General features: G+C 56.6%; 14 protein-coding genes. 3 read left to right on the forward strand and 11 right to left on the reverse strand.

All coding sequences use genetic code 11. From position 1 onward, the window contains the following. Window positions 1–27 precede the first annotated feature (27 nt). The 11 genes from ilvD to truA form a co-directional block, all read right to left on the reverse strand. A complete protein-coding gene (ilvD, locus tag VOI35_RS05000; protein ID WP_407276798.1) occupies window positions 28–1,881 on the reverse strand; it encodes a dihydroxy-acid dehydratase in 1,854 nt (617 codons plus the stop codon). 41 nt (window positions 1,882–1,922) lie between these two features. Then, complete coding sequence (locus VOI35_RS05005) at window positions 1,923–2,504, reverse strand: L,D-transpeptidase family protein (RefSeq protein ID WP_407274975.1); 582 nt, start codon at window positions 2,502–2,504, stop codon at window positions 1,923–1,925. A 72-nt stretch (window positions 2,505–2,576) separates the two neighbouring features. Beyond that, window positions 2,577–4,100: an amidophosphoribosyltransferase gene (gene purF, locus VOI35_RS05010; RefSeq protein ID WP_407274976.1), complete on the reverse strand. Its 1,524-nt coding sequence runs from the start codon at window positions 4,098–4,100 to the stop codon at window positions 2,577–2,579. A gap of 18 nt (window positions 4,101–4,118) precedes the next feature. Beyond that, window positions 4,119–4,706: a CvpA family protein gene (locus VOI35_RS05015; protein ID WP_407274977.1), complete on the reverse strand. Its 588-nt coding sequence runs from the start codon at window positions 4,704–4,706 to the stop codon at window positions 4,119–4,121. Window positions 4,707–4,746: 40 nt separating this feature from the next. Next, on the reverse strand, window positions 4,747–5,568 hold the full coding sequence (locus VOI35_RS05020) for an SPOR domain-containing protein (protein WP_407274978.1): 822 nt from the start codon (window positions 5,566–5,568) through the stop codon (window positions 4,747–4,749). Then, on the reverse strand, window positions 5,565–6,875 hold the full coding sequence (locus tag VOI35_RS05025; protein WP_407274979.1) for a bifunctional folylpolyglutamate synthase/dihydrofolate synthase: 1,311 nt from the start codon (window positions 6,873–6,875) through the stop codon (window positions 5,565–5,567). The genes VOI35_RS05020 and VOI35_RS05025 overlap by 4 nt, the downstream gene beginning before the upstream one ends. Further along, on the reverse strand, window positions 6,872–7,750 hold the full coding sequence (accD, locus tag VOI35_RS05030; protein ID WP_407274980.1) for an acetyl-CoA carboxylase, carboxyltransferase subunit beta: 879 nt from the start codon (window positions 7,748–7,750) through the stop codon (window positions 6,872–6,874). Before accD ends, VOI35_RS05025 begins: the two co-directional genes overlap by 4 nt. A gap of 16 nt (window positions 7,751–7,766) precedes the next feature. Continuing rightward, window positions 7,767–8,588 (reverse strand): tryptophan synthase subunit alpha, encoded by an 822-nt coding sequence (gene trpA / locus VOI35_RS05035; RefSeq protein WP_407274981.1) that lies wholly within the window; start codon window positions 8,586–8,588, stop codon window positions 7,767–7,769. Beyond that, on the reverse strand, window positions 8,585–9,823 hold the full coding sequence (trpB, locus tag VOI35_RS05040; protein ID WP_407274982.1) for a tryptophan synthase subunit beta: 1,239 nt from the start codon (window positions 9,821–9,823) through the stop codon (window positions 8,585–8,587). The genes trpA and trpB overlap by 4 nt, the downstream gene beginning before the upstream one ends. Further along, window positions 9,804–10,487, reverse strand: coding sequence for a phosphoribosylanthranilate isomerase (locus VOI35_RS05045; protein WP_407274983.1), 684 nt, complete (start codon window positions 10,485–10,487; stop codon window positions 9,804–9,806). Before VOI35_RS05045 ends, trpB begins: the two co-directional genes overlap by 20 nt. A gap of 50 nt (window positions 10,488–10,537) precedes the next feature. Further along, window positions 10,538–11,362, reverse strand: coding sequence for a tRNA pseudouridine(38-40) synthase TruA (gene truA, locus VOI35_RS05050; protein ID WP_407274984.1), 825 nt, complete (start codon window positions 11,360–11,362; stop codon window positions 10,538–10,540). Between the two features lie 285 nt (window positions 11,363–11,647). Here truA and VOI35_RS05055 point away from each other — a divergent pair, with 285 nt between their 5' ends. Genes VOI35_RS05055 through VOI35_RS05065 form a run of 3 tightly spaced genes read left to right on the forward strand, consistent with a single transcriptional unit; the run spans window position 11,648 to window position 17,578 of the window. Next, window positions 11,648–13,075 carry a TolC family protein gene (locus VOI35_RS05055; protein ID WP_407274985.1) on the forward strand — a complete coding sequence of 476 codons (1,428 nt, stop codon included), beginning with the start codon at window positions 11,648–11,650 and terminating at the stop codon, window positions 13,073–13,075. Between the two features lie 43 nt (window positions 13,076–13,118). Then, window positions 13,119–14,270, forward strand: coding sequence for an efflux RND transporter periplasmic adaptor subunit (locus tag VOI35_RS05060; RefSeq protein WP_407274986.1), 1,152 nt, complete (start codon window positions 13,119–13,121; stop codon window positions 14,268–14,270). Then, the gene (locus VOI35_RS05065) at window positions 14,267–17,578 is read left to right on the forward strand and encodes an efflux RND transporter permease subunit (protein WP_407274987.1); all 3,312 of its coding nucleotides are present in this window, start codon (window positions 14,267–14,269) and stop codon (window positions 17,576–17,578) included. Before VOI35_RS05060 ends, VOI35_RS05065 begins: the two co-directional genes overlap by 4 nt. Window positions 17,579–17,665 lie beyond the last annotated feature (87 nt).

Here is a 17,665-nt window from a genome sequence, read left to right on the forward strand (position 1 = left end):
CCAAGGCTGGATTTATTCGGCGTTTACTCAAGTGTGCAGGGGATCCAAGTCTCGCACAGCCCCTCGGTCGGCCGAGGTGGTCATCAGCGCGTAGGCCTGCAAGGCTTGGCTGACGGTACGCGCTCGATTTAGTGGTTTATAGGCTTGTTTGCCTTTGGCGAGCATTCGTTCTCGACGACTCTCGAGTTCCGCCGCATCGACCATCAACTCAATTCGACGATGGGGAATATCGATTTCGATCGTATCCCCCTCCTCTACCAGCGCAATTTCACCCCCGGCCGCCGCTTCCGGTGAGGCATGGCCGATCGATAATCCCGAGGTTCCACCCGAGAAGCGCCCATCAGTCAGCAGTGCGCATTGCTTACCCAACCCCTTGGATTTCAGGTAGCTGGTTGGGTAAAGCATTTCTTGCATACCCGGCCCCCCTTTGGGACCTTCGTAACGAATGACGACGACATCACCCGCAACAATCTGATCATTCAAAATCGCTTCAACCGCACTTTCCTGAGACTCGTAAACACGGGCTCGGCCGACAAAATGCCAAATCGACTCGTCCACCCCGGCGGTCTTGACAATGCAGCCATGACGGGCAATGTTGCCGAATAACACTGCCAAACCGCCCTCTTTGCTGTAGGCATGCGCCATGCTTCGAATACATCCATGCTCTCGGTCTTGATCCAAGCTTGGCCAGCGCGTGGCCTGGGAGAAAGCAGTTTGCGTCGGAATACCTGCAGGTCCTGCTGAATAAAGTTTTCGTGCAGCATCGCTGGCCGTTGGGCGCTGGATGTCCCATTGATCGAGCGCATCGGCCATGGTGCGGCTGTGCACCGTAGACACCTCGCGATGGATTAATTCTGCCCGATCCAGTTCACCCAGAATGCCCATGACCCCGCCGGCACGATGGACATCTTCCATGTGATACTTCGCGGTGCTGGGCGCCACCTTGCAGAGATTCGGCACCTTGCGACTCATTCGATCAATGTCAGACATTGTGAAATTTACGCCCGCCTCATGCGCGGCTGCCAGAAGATGGAGCACAGTATTGGTCGAGCCCCCCATGGCGATATCAAGCGCCATGGCGTTTTCAAATGCCGCAAAGGTCGCTATCGAGCGGGGCAGCACGGAGGTGTCATCTTGTTCGTAGTAGCGACGGGCGAGCGAGACAATCAGGCGTCCGGCCTCCAGAAACAGCTCTCTGCGATCCGCGTGCGTTGCCAAAGTGGAGCCATTGCCAGGCAACGACAAGCCCAAGGCTTCGGTAAGGCAGTTCATCGAGTTTGCGGTAAACATCCCCGAACAGGAGCCACAGGTCGGACAGGCCGAGCGTTCAATCAGAGCTAAATCCTCATTACTCACCGCATCGTCGGCCGCCTGAACCATGGCATCGACCAAATCCAGTTTGATGACCTCCCCGGCCAGACGGGTTTTGCCCGCTTCCATCGGGCCGCCAGAAACAAATACCACGGGAATATTCAAGCGCAAGGCCGCATTCAGCATGCCCGGGGTGATTTTGTCGCAGTTGGAAATGCAAACGAGCGCATCAGCGCAGTGCGCGTTGACCATGTACTCGACGGAATCCGCGATCAGTTCGCGGGAAGGCAGGCTGTACAACATGCCTCCATGTCCCATGGCAATGCCATCGTCGACGGCAATCGTGTTGAATTCTTTTGCTACACCGCCGGCTTTTTCAATTTCACGAGCGACCAATTGCCCGAGATCTTTAAGATGCACATGCCCCGGCACGAACTGAGTGAATGAATTCGCAATCGCGATAATGGGTTTGTCAAAATCGGCGTCTGTCATGCCCGTTGCTCGCCACAAGGCGCGTGCGCCCGCCATATTGCGGCCCTGGGTCGTGGTGCGTGAACGATAAACCGGCATAGCAACTCCTAAAAACTCAACACTGGTTGACACAGTGATACTTATTGAATGATATCCACCAGCGTACCGACAGCTACCTGGTTATACAATTGAATAACTTGTTCGTTATTCATGCGAATGCAACCGTGGGATTCGGGCGTGCCGATCAAACCCTCTTCGGGCGTACCGTGGATGTAAATGAATCGGGCATGGGAATCCACACCCGGCCCCTCGTTAATCCCCGGCTCCAAGCCCTGCAGCCACATAATACGGGTGGTGACATCATCGCCCTGCCCCTTGATCGGCTGCTTCTCGATATGTGCTAACACCCCGGATGGACGCCGAGCCTTGAAGATCATTCCAATCGGCTCACCGTCACCAAATTTCTCGGCGATTTTATGCAGACCTAAAGGGGTTCGGTTGCTATTTACGGTATTACCAACACCAACAGCCGAGCTGGAAATTGGATAAATCGATTGAACGACACGGTGTTCGAAAAGATACAGCTTTTGGTTACGCGTATCGACAATGATAAACGGCGCACCTGCTGCGCTGTTTTTTTGCAGCAAAAGCTCAACTTTATTTTGAGCCTGGCGAACATTCTCAGGAATTTCCGCTGAAAACGACGGGAAGGAGAACATCATAAAAAATATTAAAAATGAATAAGATAGGATTCGCAAGATAACACCCCAGTCCAGGTTTAATGAAGAAAAATATCACTGAACATTGTAAAGACCGACGGCAACAATATCTCTGGATCGATTATCTGATTCTGATTTCTTATTTTTATCCCCTCGCTGGCTGGCCAGGGCATCAAGGTAACAACGGTTCACATCGCCTGTGACATACTCTCCGGTGAAACACGAGCAATCAAAATCTTTCAACGCAGGATTGCCCATGCGGACGGATTCAATCAAATCAGACAAGTCTTGGTAGATCAGACGATCTGCTCCAATCGTTTTGCAAATCTCGTCTACCTCGCGCTCATGCGCCACAAATTCTTTGGCCGCTGGCATATCAATGCCATAAACATTCGGATACCGCACAGGTGGCGCGGCAGAGGCCATATACACCTTGCGTGCGCCGGCCTCTCGAGCCATGCGGATAATTTCCCCAGAAGTGGTGCCGCGCACGATAGAGTCGTCCACCAGCAAGACATTTTTGCCACGAAATTCGAGATCAATGGCATTCAGCTTTTGACGCACCGAGCGCTTACGCATTTCCTGACCCGGCATAATAAAGGTGCGTGCAATATAGCGGTTTTTAACGAATCCTTCGCGGTATTTTATATTGAGATTAAAAGCGATCTCCAACGCAGCCGTTCGGCTGGTATCCGGAATTGGAATCACGACATCAATATCATGGTCCTGCCATTCCCGCTGAATTTTTGCGGCAAGTTTCTCACCCATGCGCATCCGGGCACGATAAACGGAAACATCATCAATAATCGAATCCGGTCGTGCCAGATAAACATATTCAAAGATACACGGGGTGTATTTTGGATTTTCAGCACATTGCTGCAGCGAGACTTTGCCATCCGAGGTAATAAAAATTGCCTCTCCAGGTGCTAAATCCCGGATGAGTTCGAAATCGCTGGCCTCGATAGCCACAGATTCCGAAGCGATCATGTACTCTGTAAAGCCATCTTTGCTTTTGCGTTGCCCGTAACATACCGGGCGAATCCCCCAAGGATCTCGAAAGGCAAAAATCCCCTGCCCCGCCAACAAACCAATCACGGCGTAAGCGCCTTTAACGCGACGATGCACCCCACTAATCGCCTTGAATACATCAGCCGTGGTCGGCGTAACCCCCGCCACTTCCGCCAATTCATGCGCAAACACATTCAACAGGACTTCTGAGTCGGAATTGGTGTTGATATGCCGGCGATCGACTACACGCATGGCTTCTCGAAGCTCATCGACATTCGTCAGATTGCCGTTATGCCCCAGGGCTATACCAAAGGGCGCATTGACATAAAACGGCTGTGCTTCTGCCGATGAATCGCACCCCGCCGTAGGGTAACGCACATGACCGATGCCCATATTGCCCAGGAGCTGCCGCATATGGCGGGTATGGAAAACATCCTTGACCAGGCCATTTTCCTTACGGAGAAACAACCGGTCATTTTCGCAGGTCAAAATACCTGCGGCATCCTGCCCCCGATGTTGTAATAAAGTCAATCCGTCAAACAACAGTTGATTGACCGGTGCGTTTGAAACAATACCAATAATGCCGCACATGGCGTCGCCCTCGGATGGTTAATGGGGTGCCACTGGTGCCGGGGCAGGCGCAACCGGCGGCGCCGCAGGCAATACGGCAGTGGGCGATGGTGGTTGCACTTGCTGCACCTGTTGAATTTGCTGCACAAAGTGGTGAGCTAAATCGGCCGGCAACAGTGCTTGGATCCAGTTGGCTACAATTTGAAATTGTGGAATCAAGGTGGATGCTTGCCACCAAGGTTCCTGTGGCATAGCGGTCAAATGAGCTAATAAGATTAAAATAGCAACAATAAATACACCACGAATCAAACCGAATACCATGCCGACTGAACGGTCGGTGCCGGTCAAACCGGTTTTATTCACCAGTGTCGATACGATCCAGTTGATCACGCCGCCAATAATCAGCACTAAAACAAAAAGCACCATAAATGCCAGAGCAACCCGTGCCGAAGGAATATCAACGGCTTTAGGCACCCACACCGAAGTGGCTTGGGAGAATCCCATCGCAATCGCGAAAGCAGCAATCCAGGTGAGTAATGACAGGGATTCCTTGACGAATCCCCGCACGAGGGAGATCAGTGTTGAAATCCCCACCACAGATAGAATCACATAATCGACAATTGCCATCGAGAAATTCCTGAATAAGCCGAGTTATCTTCTGATCGAGTTACTTATTGGGCATGACCAGCCCATCTCTGCCGAGCTTTTCTCGGAGCAAGACGGTGGTTTGAATGGCTTGATCCCGTGTGGCGTACGGCCCGACGCGAACGCGCCAAACAGTCCCTTTTTTGGCAAACAATGGGGAGAGCGCAGCGTGAAACCCCGCTTCTTCAACAGACTTCGCCAAAGCGCGCGCATTCAGTTCATCCGAGAAACTACCTAGCTGAACCACCCAATCGCCATTGCTCGTGGGTTTGCTGATCGCTAGCTGCGACGGCGCGGGCTCGGCGGGTTTTTCCATCCCACGCGGGGCTTCGGGTTTGGCGGGCTCTGAGGGGCGGCGGCTGACTTGGGATGTCGGCGGCTGAATCTCTGGCGTCGGATGAACCGGCTCAATCGGTGCGGGTTTGAGGTTGTCCACCGCTTTTGTCCGATCTCCCGCAGGCGGAGGTGTTGCCGGTTTGGGCGCAGGTGCATCGAATGAGCGGGCGGTTCCCGACGAAACCGTCGGCGGAACAGTCGTTGCTGGTGCAGGGGAAGATGGCGGCGGCTCATTGTTCGCCAATGACGGTGCAGGCGGGTTCTGCAAGGTTTGCATTTGGCTTGGCGAGGGCGCTGGGATATTGATCTGCTCGGGCTGACTGACTGCCGGCGGGGGGGGCACGGGTTGCACGGTCGGAGATTTCAAACCGCCATTGTCCAGCCAAAGCGGCAAAACCAAGGCGCCAATGGCTACGATGACCATGCCGCCGATCAACCGCTGCCGCAGCCGTGCGCCTGTTTTTGGTTCGTTCCCTGAGCTGGTCTGTTGATTGATCAAAGGGATCACCTGTGTTCGCAGGCCAATGCGCGAAGCGCGCCGACGGTGTGAAATGAACCAAATATCACGAGATAGTCCCCTGCACGACTTTCGTTGAAGGCGCGATTATACGCATTCACGATGGTGTCTTCATAATGGATGTCGCTCGTGCGCAACACCGTGCCCGCCTGCTGTAATTGCGACAGATTCGCTGCACGCGCGCCCTCCAAAGGCGCGATATACCAGTCATCAAATTGATGGGCAAGGATGCGCAGCATGGCGGTAATCGGCTTATCCGCCAAGGCAGAAAATACCGCGCGGATTTTTCCTTTTGGGGGTTCGATGGCGAAGAGTGCGTCGAGATTTTGCCGAAGTGCTTGCGCAGATTCTTCGTTGTGAGCCACATCCAGCAGGATATGGCGACCGGCCTGAACACACCGCTCGAACCGCCCGGGTAACTGAACCGCCCGCAGGCCTTGCGCGATCGCCTCGGGGGCAACCGTCAGGCGGGATGAAGCGTTCAGCAGCAGAGTGACCACACCCGCAGCATTGTCGATTTGCGACTTGCCGAACAAGGCGGGGTTCGGCCAATGAGTGATGTGTTCTTGTTGCCTCAGTTGCCAGCCTTCCGTTTCAGGGGCAACCGTGAAATCCCGCTGCCGGACAAGGAGTTGGCACCCCAATTCCTCCGCCATCGCCACGATTGAAGCGACCGGTGCCGGATCGGCGTAAACCGCGATTTGGTTCTGGCGCAGAATGCCCGCTTTTTCCCGCCCGATAGCTTCACGCGTTTCGCCGAGGAAGGCTTGATGATCCAACCCGATCGGGGTAATCAGCGCCAGATCGGCATCCAGAACATTGACGGCATCTAAACGCCCGCCCATACCCACTTCCAGCACCCAGACAGTGCAGGCTTCCTGAAAAAAACTCCAGAACGCGAGCAAGGTTGCCCATTCAAAATAGGTGAGGCGCTCACTGCCCGCACAGGCGTGAATCTGACGCATGCCTTCGCACAGGGTGGCATCATCGACCGGGCGGCCATTGACCAAGATCCGCTCATTGAACTGGCTCAAATGGGGCGAGGTGTACCGGCCAACGCGATAACCAGCGGCTTGCAGAATCGCATCCAGCAGGGCGCAGGAAGATCCTTTTCCGTTCGTTCCGGCAACGGTAATGAGAGTCGGCACCTGAATGTCGTTTTGGGTACGCAATACCTGCCAGACGGCACGAACTCGATCCAGGCCGAGCTCGATGTGGACAGGATTACGCTGTTCCAGCCACTCAAGCCACTGCTGGAAATTCAGAAAAGAATCGGCTGATGGATCGGTCGAGCTCACGCGGTCGAGGCTTTGGGCGAAGCATCCTTGTGTTGCAGGATGGCGATGAGTTCGGCAATTTTTCCGCGCAGTTGTACGCGGGGTACGATCAAATCAATCGCACCATGCGCCAACAAAAATTCACTGCGCTGAAACCCCTCGGGCAGCGTTTCTCGCACGGTTTGCTCGATCACACGGGGGCCGGCAAATCCGATTAGGGCATTGGGTTCGGCAATCTGAATATCGCCCAACATGGCCAACGAGGCGGACACCCCACCCATGGTCGGATCGGTGAGCACCACGATAAAAGGAAGACGCTCTTTCGCCAGCTTGGTCAAGGCCGCAGAAGTCTTGGCCATCTGCATGAGCGAGAACAAGGCTTCCTGCATGCGCGCCCCGCCCGATGCGGTAAAACAGATCAAGGCCGATTTTTGCGCGATGGCTGCCTGCACGGCGCGCACGAATTTTTCCCCGACGACTGAGCCCATCGAGCCGCCCATAAACGCAAAATTAAAGCCCGCCACGATCACCGGCAAGTCATGCAGGCGACCACGCATCACGACCAGCGCATCGGTTTCACCGGTCGCTTTCTGACTGGCCACGATTCGATCGCGATATTTTTTTTGATCCCGAAACTTGAGGATGTCCACGGGCGCAACCGACGCAAACAACTCCTCCCGCCCGGCGGGATCCAGAAAGGCATCCAGCCGTTCCCGCAGCCCAATCCGCATGTGGTGCCCACATTTGGGACAAACCTGTAGATTTCGCTTTAATTCATCACGGTAAAGCACTGTTTCACAACCATCGCACTTGATCCATAGCCCTTCAGGCACGGCGCGCTTGGCCGTGCTTTGGGTGCGAATCCGTGACGGAAGCAGTTTTTCTAACCAGCTCATCGGTAACCTCTGGGCATCAGGCAACAGGGAACACGCGATCCAGCGCTGTGCGGATGGTATGGATCAATGACTGCGCCGTGTCATTCAAGGTGGCAGCATCCTGAGGATCGACGCGCGCCAGCATTCCTACCAGCGCACTGCCAATGATGACCGCATCGGCATTGGCCGCAGCCGCAACAGCCGTTTCGGCATCCCGAATGCCAAAGCCCACGCCAACGGGCAGTCCACACACGGTACGCACCATCGAGAGGCGACCCGCCAAGGCCACCGTATCCAAGTGCGACGCGCCCGTCACCCCTTTGAGTGACACATAGTAAACAAAGCCGCTGGCCAAGCGGGCGACGAGTTTCACCCGCTCGGGCGGCGTGGTCGGCGCGAGCAGGAAAATTGGATCAAGCCCTGCTGATCGAAGTGTCGGGGCGGCCAAATCGGCCTCTTCAGGCGGCAGATCTACCGTTAACACACCATCCACCCCGGCGAGCGCAGCGGCCTGGGCGAATGCCTCGATGCCCATGACTTCAATGGGATTTTGGTAGCCCATCAGAATCACCGGGGTCTTGTCATCGGTCGCGCGGAAGGTTTGCACCATCCCCAATACATCGGTGAGCGTCACGCCCTGAGCCAATGCCCGCTCATGAGCGCTGGCAATGACCGAGCCATCGGCCATGGGGTCAGAAAAAGGCACACCGATCTCCAGCATATCGGCACCACCCGCAACCAAGTGGTGCATCAAGGAGACCGTATGTCGCGGTGCCGGGTCACCCGCGGTAATGTAGGGCACCAGCAACTTTCGCCCCGTTGCTCGGGCTCGTTCAAAGTCAGCAGCAATACGACTCATAATGCAATCCCTTCCAGTTTGGCCACGGTATTGATGTCTTTATCCCCCCGGCCGGAAAGATTGACCAGAATGATTTTGTCCCGCCCGAGTTGCGGGGCGAGTTTTTTCGCGTAAGCGACCGCGTGAGAAGATTCCAGCGCCGGAATAATGCCCTCCAGCCGGATGACATCATGGAAGGCCGCCATCGCTTCAGAATCGGTAATCGCATCGTAGCGCACGCGCCCCAAATCCTTGAGCCAGCTATGCTCGGGTCCGACCCCGGGATAATCCAGGCCGGCAGAAACCGAGTGCGTACCGAGAATCTGGCCGTTTTGATCTTCCATCAAATAGGTGCGGTTACCGTGCAACACGCCCGGCCGCCCGGCGGTCAACGGGGCGGCATGACGCCCGGTCTCGATGCCGTCGCCCCCTGCTTCGACACCATACAGTGCCACCGTCGCGTCATTCAAAAAGCCGTGAAAAATGCCGATGGCATTCGAGCCACCACCGACGCAAGCGACGACGGCATCGGGCAGTCGGCCGGTCTTTTCCTGAATTTGCTGGCGTGCTTCACGACCAATCACCGATTGGAAATCCCGCACCATTTGCGGATAAGGATGCATACCCGCTGCCGTGCCAATGATGTAAAAGGTGTTGTCCACATTGGTCACCCAGTCGCGCATGGCCTCATTGAGCGCGTCTTTGAGTGTTCGCGTGCCCGACTCGACCGGCACGACCGTGGCACCCAGCAACTTCATGCGATACACATTCGGCATTTGCCGCACCACATCTTCGGCGCCCATATAAATCACACACTCAAGCCCGAGGCGAGCCGCGACCGTGGCTGTTGCCACACCGTGCTGCCCCGCACCGGTCTCCGCGATGATCCGGGTCTTGCCTAGCCGCTTGGCCAGCAGGGCTTGCCCAATGGCATTGTTGATTTTGTGCGCGCCGGTGTGGTTTAAATCTTCGCGCTTGAACCAGATTTCAGCGCCGTACGCCTCGCTCATCCGTGCGCAGTGGTACATGGCCGAGGGGCGGCCGACATAATCACGCAGATCCTGCTCAAACTCTTTAATAAATTCAGGGTCTTGACGATATTTGTTATAAGCGGCTTCAAGTTCACTGACTGCCGTCATCAGTGTTTCAGCCACAAATTTCCCGCCGTAGGCGCCAAACCGCCCGCGCGCATCGGGATATTGGCTGAAATCAAACTCAGCAGGATTAAACGGGGATTCAGTCGAGGATCGGGACAATTGAGTTCACCTTGGCAATAAATTCTTGAATTTTCTCGGCAGATTTGATTCCCGCCGAACTTTCGACCCCGCTGGAAACATCGACCGCATAGGGCGCAAGGGTCTGGATGGCGGGCTGGACATTCGCGGCGGTCAAGCCCCCCGCCAGAATCAGTGGACGGGTTTGAAGGCCTTGCGGCCATCGCCGCCAATCGAAGGCTTGTCCTGTGCCGCCCAGCTCGCCGCTGGGATGGCTATCCAGTAGAAAACCGCGCGCGGTGGCGTGATCGGCCATCGTTCGGCTCAGCAGTCCATCATCCTCTAGAACATCAGCACCTAACGCTTTGATATAAGGGCGAGAGAATTGCCGGCAATACTCCCCCGTCTCCCGTCCATGGAACTGCAAAAGATCGGGGGCAAGCGCCTGATCAACCGAGGCCACCCATTCTCGGGGGGCATCCAGAAAAAGGGCGACCGTTTGCACAAAGGGCGATACCGCAGCAAATAGTGGCCGCGCTGTTTCGATCATAAGCGCGCGCTTGCTGGCTGGCACAAACACAAATCCGACGGCATCCACGCCAGCCGCGATCGCCGCGTGCACATCCTCCACCCGCGTCAGACCGCACACTTTCACACGGGTGCGCGTCGGTCGAGACTCGGGCAGATTCAACAAGGAAGATGACATCACGAACACAAGCTGTCAGAAAGGGATGGGCAAACAACAACCAACAGATTCTAGCAGGGCACGGGCGTTTCTGGCGTCAACCCGCCCTCACCCGGCCAAAAAGTTGGTCGGGTGAGCGGCTCGGCGATCCCAAAATGGGCGGGATAACGCACGTCCGCCAGATACAAACCATCCGGCGGCGCGGTCATTCCGGCCGCTTCTCGTTGTCGCCTGGCCAGAATTTCTGCCACCGCCGATACCGGCCATTTACCCGCTCCAACGGGCAACAAGGTGCCGACGATATTGCGCACCATGTGATGCAGAAAGGCGTTCGCAGTAATGTCGAGCGCAACGAAATCACCAAAACGCCGGACACGGATCGATTCGATGCAACGCCAGGGGGTGTTCGATTGACAATCCCGCGCCCGGAAACTACTGAAATCATGCTCACCGACCAGACACTGCGCCGCTTCATGCATGGCCTCCGCATCCAATGGATGCCGCCACCAGGTCACTCGGCCGGCGTGCAAGGCAGAGCGCGTGACACGGTTGAGCAAAATGTAGCGGTAACTGCGTGCCGTGGCACTGAACCGCGCGTGGAAATCCGGGGACATGACCCGCGCCCATAACAGGCTGATGTCTGGCGGCAAGACCTGCACGCCCCCGAGGAGCCAGGCCACCTCCGGGCGCTCCGCATCCGTATCGAAATGAATGATTTGGTGGCTGGCATGCACCCCGGCATCGGTTCGTCCCGCACACACGAGACTCACCGGTCGAGCGGCTACCGTTGCCAGTGCGTGTTCCAATCGCGCCTGAATGGAATCAGCGACCGGCTGGCGTTGCCAACCGTGATAATGCGAGCCGTCGTATTCTACTGCCAGCGCAATTCGTTGCATGGCGCCCTTGCGATGTTTATGAATGTGGCGCCGCATGGTACTGGATGCGCGTCCGCAAGGAAAAGCCAGCACACTCAACGCCTCTGTTTATGCAATATTAGATTTTTCTAATAAACTGCTTGTATGGCGTCACGAAATAACTACAATCTGCCCGAGTGGTTGGGCAAGCCTACTCGCCTAGTCACCCCCATTTCACGAGGCTGCTGAATGAGCTCTACGCTATTGTTCAAGTCATCTATCACCAGAGCGCTTTCATCGGGTATGTGGTTGACAGGCGCCCTGTGTATGCCTTTGGCTTATGCTGATCATCCCCAGAGTGCCCCCCTCGCTCCGCTAGCCACGATAGCAGCGCCTGCCCCGGGGCTCACGGTTGCACAGGCCATTGAACACGCGCTCACACAAAACCCGATGATGCAGCAAACCCGGGCGCGCATCGCCGAGGCGCAGGGCGCCATCCAGGAGGCGGACGGAAGCCGCCTGCCGAGACTAGATCTCTCATTCGGCGCGATGGGCTCAAACAATGCCTTGAATGTCTTTGGCATGAAGCTGAATCAGGGGCGAGCCAATTTCAACGACTTTGGGGTGCAGCAGTTTTTTTCTGAAGCGGGGCCTACCTTCGGCAACCTGGCCGGTGCCAGCGCAACACCACCGGATGCCTTGAACCACCCCGGCTGGTACCGCAATTTCCAAACCACACTCAAACTCTCGGTACCCATCTACAACGGCGGAAAGATTCGCGCATTGCGTGATCAGGCACAGGCGCTGTTGCTCGCTGCGCAATCCGGTGATCAGGCGGCGCGCCAGCAACTCATCATGCAAGTCGTTCAGGCATACGCGGGTATTGATGCGGCCAACGCGTTCGTCCGGGTGACCGAGCAGGCCGTTGAAGCCGCCCGATCCTATCGGGATCTGAGTAAAAAGCTGTTCACGCAAGGGGTTGTGTCGAAGAGCGATTTATTGACGGCCGAAGTGAATTTGGGCGATGTGAAGCTGCGGCATCAGCAAGCGCTCGATCAGCGGGCCAATGCGATGGATGGGCTGCGCATCGTCACAGGCATGACAGATGGCGAACCATTCCAGATCAACCAACAAATTGCCATCGCTCCGATTGATTTGACGCTCGCACAGGCGCGCGATGAGGCGTTGCGCAATAACCCGCAGCTCGCCGCAATTGGGCAACAAATCGATGCGGCTCAGGCCGGGGTGACGGCCGCGCGTTCGGTTTATAAACCCCAGTTCAATCTCATGGCGCAGCAAGACTGGAATAGTTACAACCTGGGATTGAGAAACGACTCTTATACCGTTGGCGGTGTGTTGAGCTGGCAAGTGCTGGATTTTGGCGCGCGCGCGGGCCAAGTGGATCGGGCGGTGGCCGGGCTGAACCAGGCACAGGCGCAACAGCAGGTTGCCGGCAACCAGCTTATGAATCAGGTCGGAGAAATCTGGCGCGCAGCGGCATTGGCGGAACAGCGGCTGGCCGTCAAGAAACTCGCGATTTCACAGAGCGAAGAAGCAACCCGGCTGGAGAATCTGCGGTACGCGCAAGGGCTTTCGACGATGACTAACCTGCTGCAATCCCAGGCCGCCTTGGATAAAGCCCGCGCGGAATATGTGTCGGCGCAGTATGAACTGACCGTCCAGCGCGCGAGTCTGCTGCTGGCGACGGGCAACCTCACGCCGGAACGCATCTCGGGTACCGCCCTGCCCCAATAAACTTTTCGAGACATCCCCTTCGTCTATTTTTAAGAGTCTCCTCATGCGCAACCTATTCTCTCCCCTATCCCGTCACCGTATCCCGATCCTTTTGCCCTGGGTCTTGTTGACGAGCCTTGGGTTAGGCGGCTGTGGCGGACACGGCAAGCCGGAGGGTGCAACCGCGCCCGCCTTGCCGGATACCCGGATCAGCGCCCGGGTCGAAACCATCAGCGAGCAGTCTTTGCCCGTTCAGGCGCGGTTCCCCGGCTCCGTCATCACTTCGGATCAGGTTTCGATCAGCTCGCGCGTCATGGGCTATGTTCGCAGTGTGGATGTGCACGAGGGGCAAACCGTCAAGGCCGGACAAACCCTGCTGACTATCGATGCCACGGATGTCACCAGCGCGATCAGTCAAGCTCGAGCCGAGCTCGGCAAGGCGGCGGCGGGACTATCGGATGCCAAGGCCAATTTCGAGCGCTATGCGTCGCTGTACAAAGAAAATGCGGTGCCCAAGCAAGTGTTCGACCAAATACAAACCGCGTACAAGGTGGCACAAGGCAATTACGCCGCGGCTCAGGCTGGCGTCAAACAAGCAGAAGCACAACTGACTTATGTGAAGTTGACGGCACCCTTTGAAGGCACCGTGACCAGCCGGATGGTTGATCCAGGGCAAATGGCCTATCCCAGCAGCCCCTTGCTGACCTTGCAGGGCGGTGGGCAAAAACAGGTCGAAGTGCAGGTAAACAGCCAGGCATTTGCCACGCTGAAACTGGGTGAATTGCTTACCGTGAGTTACACAGATTTCACCGGAAACCAACACCGCTTTCAGGGTGAGATCGAACGCATGGTGGATGCGACCGATCCCATCACCCACACCCATACCGTCAAGATCGGTGTGCCCTCGAGCGTTGATGTCCGCAGCGGCAACTATGTGGTCGTCACGGTCAACATTGCTCAACAGCCCGGTTTGGTCATTCCGCCTGCCGCAATCTTCGATCGGGGCGGTGTTCGGGGCGTATTCGTTCTCGGCAAGGATGGCCGTGCCTGGTTCCGCATGGTGCGACTTGGTGCCGAGGTGGGCAAGGGCATCGAAGTTCTAGCCGGCTTGAATGCGGGCGAAACTGTGGTTTATGACGTGGCAACCCACCTTGAAAACGGCAGTCTGATCGAACAATCCGTGAATTCCCCCAAGCAAGCGGCCGATAAATCATGAATACGGCGTCGCCCAACCCCGCCGGAGCCTCTCCGGTCAATATTGCTGGCAAACTCGCGCGGATTTTCCTGCATTCCAAGATTACCGCGCTGATCATGATCGCTTTGACCTTGTTTGGGGTCATGGCCTTTTTGATCACACCGCGTCTGTATAACCCGGAAATCGTGGTGCCTGGCGCACAGATTCTGGTGCAGCGCGCCGGGAATAGCGCGGAGCAGATTCACGAACAGGTCGTCCGCCCGCTGGAAGCGATCATGGCCAGCATCAAGGGCGTAGATCACACCTACGGTTACTCGGTCAATGACATGGGCATCGTGACCGTGGCCTTCAAGGTGGGCAGCGATGAAGAACGCAGTCTGCTGCTGCTCTACAACCAACTCAGCCGCAACATGGATCACCTACCGCCCGGCACCAGTCAACCGCTGGTCAAAAGCATCGGGATTACCGATGTGCCGGTCATGACTATCAGCCTCAGTTCACCCTCGCTCGACGGGGTGGCCTTGCGCGAACTGGCTGAACGCATGCTCGATCAGCTTCAGACCGTACCGGATGTCGGCAACAGCAGCGTGATTGGCGGCCAGCGCGCCATCATGGCGATCGACATTGATCCGCAGAAACTCGCCAGCACGGGCATTGCGCTCGATACGATCATTCAGCAGCTCAAGGCAGCCAATGTCGTGCTGCCCGCGGGTCACCTGACGAATCAAAATCAGGAAACCAGCCTGCGGGTCAACGCTGCCTTCTCCAGCGTACAGGATCTCGGCGAAATCATTATCGGCAGCCATCAGGGGCGGCCGGTCTTTCTGCGGGAAGTTGCGACGATCAAACGCAGCGCAGAACGCAACGAACAATATTCCCGATTCGGTTTTGGCGCCGGCAATCATCTAGGAAAAACGCCGGGGCTAGACCAAACAGCAGTCGCCATTGCGATTGGCAAGCGCGCGGGCGCCAACGCCGTGACGGTCACCCAGCGCGTGCTGGAGAAATTGCATGTCATCGAACAAACCATGGTGCCGCACGATGTCTCGGTGGTGGTGACCCGGGACTATGGCAAACGCGCCGATGATGCCGTGAATCTGCTGATGGAGCATCTGGTGATCGCCGTGCTCGTCGTGCTGATCATTCTGTTTTTCTTTCTCGGCTGGCGCGAAGCGCTGATTGTGACCCTCACCGTCCCACTCACCCTGTTCGTGGTGCTGGGTGTGGGCTGGGTCATCGGACAAACCATCAACCGAATTTCGCTGTTCGCACTCATTCTTTCGCTCGGCCTGTTGGTCGATGCCGCGATCGTGGTGATCGAAAACATTCACCGCCACATTCACGAGGCGAAAGAGGCGTCATTTGGCGAATTGCTGGTGCGTGCGACCAATGAAATCGGCAACCCCACCAACATCGCCACCATCGCGGTCATTTTTGCCTTCATCCCCATGGCGTTTGTCACCGGCATGATGGGGCCGTTCATGCTCCCCATTCCCATCAATGTGCCGATTGCGATGATCGCCTCCTTGCTGCTGGCTTATATCGTCGTCCCCTGGGCGGCGTACCTCTGGCTGCGGGGCAAGGCAAAAAAACAGATGGCGATTGCCGCCGAACATGCCCATGAACCCCACAAACCAGATTTTCTGCAGACGGCTTATACCCGGGTGATCACGCCGCTGCTTGGTAGCCGGTGGCTTTCCTTGGGATTCTTGTTGTTCGTCCTCGCCTTGATGATTGCGTCCATGATCATGCCGGCGTGGCAGTTTATTCGCCCGGCGGGGATGAACGGCCCACTCAGCCCCGGCGGCGTGAGCCTGAAAATGCTGCCGGAAGGCAATGTCAGCACCTTCGTGCTGGAAGTGAGCGCTCCGGCCGGAACCGCGCTGGACGCCACCGGGCGGATCGTTGATGAAGTGACCCGAGTGCTCGCGCAGAGTCCGTATGTCACCAATTACCAGAGCTTCGTCGGTCGAACCGGCCCGCTGACCTTCGCCGGCATGGTGCGGGGCGACATGATGCGCGAAGGCAGCAATGTCGCGCAGATTCGCGTCAATCTCGTTCCTCTGCATGAGCGCCCCGATACCGAAGTCGTTGCCGAAAAAATTTGGCAGCAACTCGAACCGGTGCGTCAATCGGCCGCGCCGATCTTGGTCAAGCTGTATTTGACCCCGCCGGGACCGCCCGTGCGGGCGCAAATCTTGGCGAGAATTCACGGCCCCGATTATGCCGAGCTTCGACGCATTGCCGAACAGGTGAAAACCCGGTTTGGCGAGGTGTACGGCATGATCAATGTCGATGACAGCATCACCGCGACCGCGCCGGAGTACCTGATTGAAGTCGATCGGCAAAAGGCGATGCTATCCGGCGTCGCGCCGGCGCAGATTGCCGAACTGATCCATACCTATGTGCAAGGCACCGTGATTGGCTCGCTGCATGAGTCCACCTCAGCCGAGCCCGTGAATATCGTGTTGCGCCTGCCCCAAGCCGATCGCTCCTCGATCCAGCAAATCCGTGATCTGACCATCACGGGCACGGCAGGCAAACAGGTGCCGGTGGGTAGTCTGATCAATATCGTGAAGTCCAGTGTCGCGAAACCGATTCTCGACCAGGATCAGCATCCCGTGGTGTATGTTCAGGGCGACCTGCTGGGGAGCTCACCGGTCTATGCCACGCTCACGCTCAACCAATGGCTAGATGATATGAAACTGGCGGGACATGTCACCCTGACCACCGCCAACTTGGGGTTTGTCGATCAATCCCCGGATGATCTCAGCCGCTACCAGCTGCTCTGGGGCGGCGACATGCGGCTCACCCTCGATGTTTTCCGGGATTTGGGGGCGGCGTTCATCGTAGCGTTGGTGTTTATTTATCTTTTGCTGGTTGCCTACTACCAATCATTCATGTTGCCGGTCATCGTCATGGGCGCCATTCCGCTGACTCTAGTCGGTATCTTTCCTGGGCACTGGCTGTTCAACATGCCATTCAATGCCACCTCGATGATTGGCTTCATTGCACTGGCTGGCGTGGTCGTGCGTAACTCTTTGTTGCTCATCGATTTTATCTTGGAGTACCGCAAAGAAGGGTTCGACCTGAAAGAATCCGTCATCACGGCGGGCGCGGTGCGTTTCCGTCCAATCTTGCTCACGGCCTTAGCGATTATTTTCGGCTCCGCCGTGATGGTGAGTGACCCGGTATTTGGCGGATTGGCGGTATCCCTGATCTTTGGCACGCTGGCTTCCACTCTGCTCACCCTGATTGTCATTCCCATCATGTATTACTTCTGGCAAGTCGATTCGATCAACCGCGCGATGCGCAAAACGCGTGCCTGAATTTCGTTCCCGTGCCAGCAGTTTTTGCTGGCCATCCGCGCAATCGTTCCATGAACCGGCTAAACTGCTTGGCGTTTTTTGCCATGG

The sequence above is a fragment of the Halothiobacillus sp. DCM-1 genome, from assembly GCF_045689735.1.
GTDB lineage: Bacteria > Pseudomonadota > Gammaproteobacteria > Halothiobacillales > Halothiobacillaceae > Halothiobacillus.

Excerpts from the sequence above, each read along its gene's own strand:
- trpA (WP_407274981.1), bottom strand. The coding sequence starts at position 8,588 with ATGAGTCGTATTGCTGCTGACTTTGAACGAGCCCGAGCAACGGGGCGA.
- VOI35_RS05060 (WP_407274986.1), top strand. The coding sequence starts at position 13,119 with ATGCGCAACCTATTCTCTCCCCTATCCCGTCACCGTATCCCGATCCTT.
- VOI35_RS05065 (WP_407274987.1), top strand. The coding sequence starts at position 14,267 with ATGAATACGGCGTCGCCCAACCCCGCCGGAGCCTCTCCGGTCAATATT.
- ilvD (WP_407276798.1), bottom strand. The coding sequence starts at position 1,881 with ATGCCGGTTTATCGTTCACGCACCACGACCCAGGGCCGCAATATGGCG.
- truA (WP_407274984.1), bottom strand. The coding sequence starts at position 11,362 with ATGCAACGAATTGCGCTGGCAGTAGAATACGACGGCTCGCATTATCAC.
- VOI35_RS05015 (WP_407274977.1), bottom strand. The coding sequence starts at position 4,706 with ATGGCAATTGTCGATTATGTGATTCTATCTGTGGTGGGGATTTCAACA.
- VOI35_RS05005 (WP_407274975.1), bottom strand. The coding sequence starts at position 2,504 with ATGATGTTCTCCTTCCCGTCGTTTTCAGCGGAAATTCCTGAGAATGTT.
- VOI35_RS05045 (WP_407274983.1), bottom strand. The coding sequence starts at position 10,487 with ATGTCATCTTCCTTGTTGAATCTGCCCGAGTCTCGACCGACGCGCACC.
- accD (WP_407274980.1), bottom strand. The coding sequence starts at position 7,750 with ATGAGCTGGTTAGAAAAACTGCTTCCGTCACGGATTCGCACCCAAAGC.
- VOI35_RS05055 (WP_407274985.1), top strand. The coding sequence starts at position 11,648 with ATGCCTTTGGCTTATGCTGATCATCCCCAGAGTGCCCCCCTCGCTCCG.
- purF (WP_407274976.1), bottom strand. The coding sequence starts at position 4,100 with ATGTGCGGCATTATTGGTATTGTTTCAAACGCACCGGTCAATCAACTG.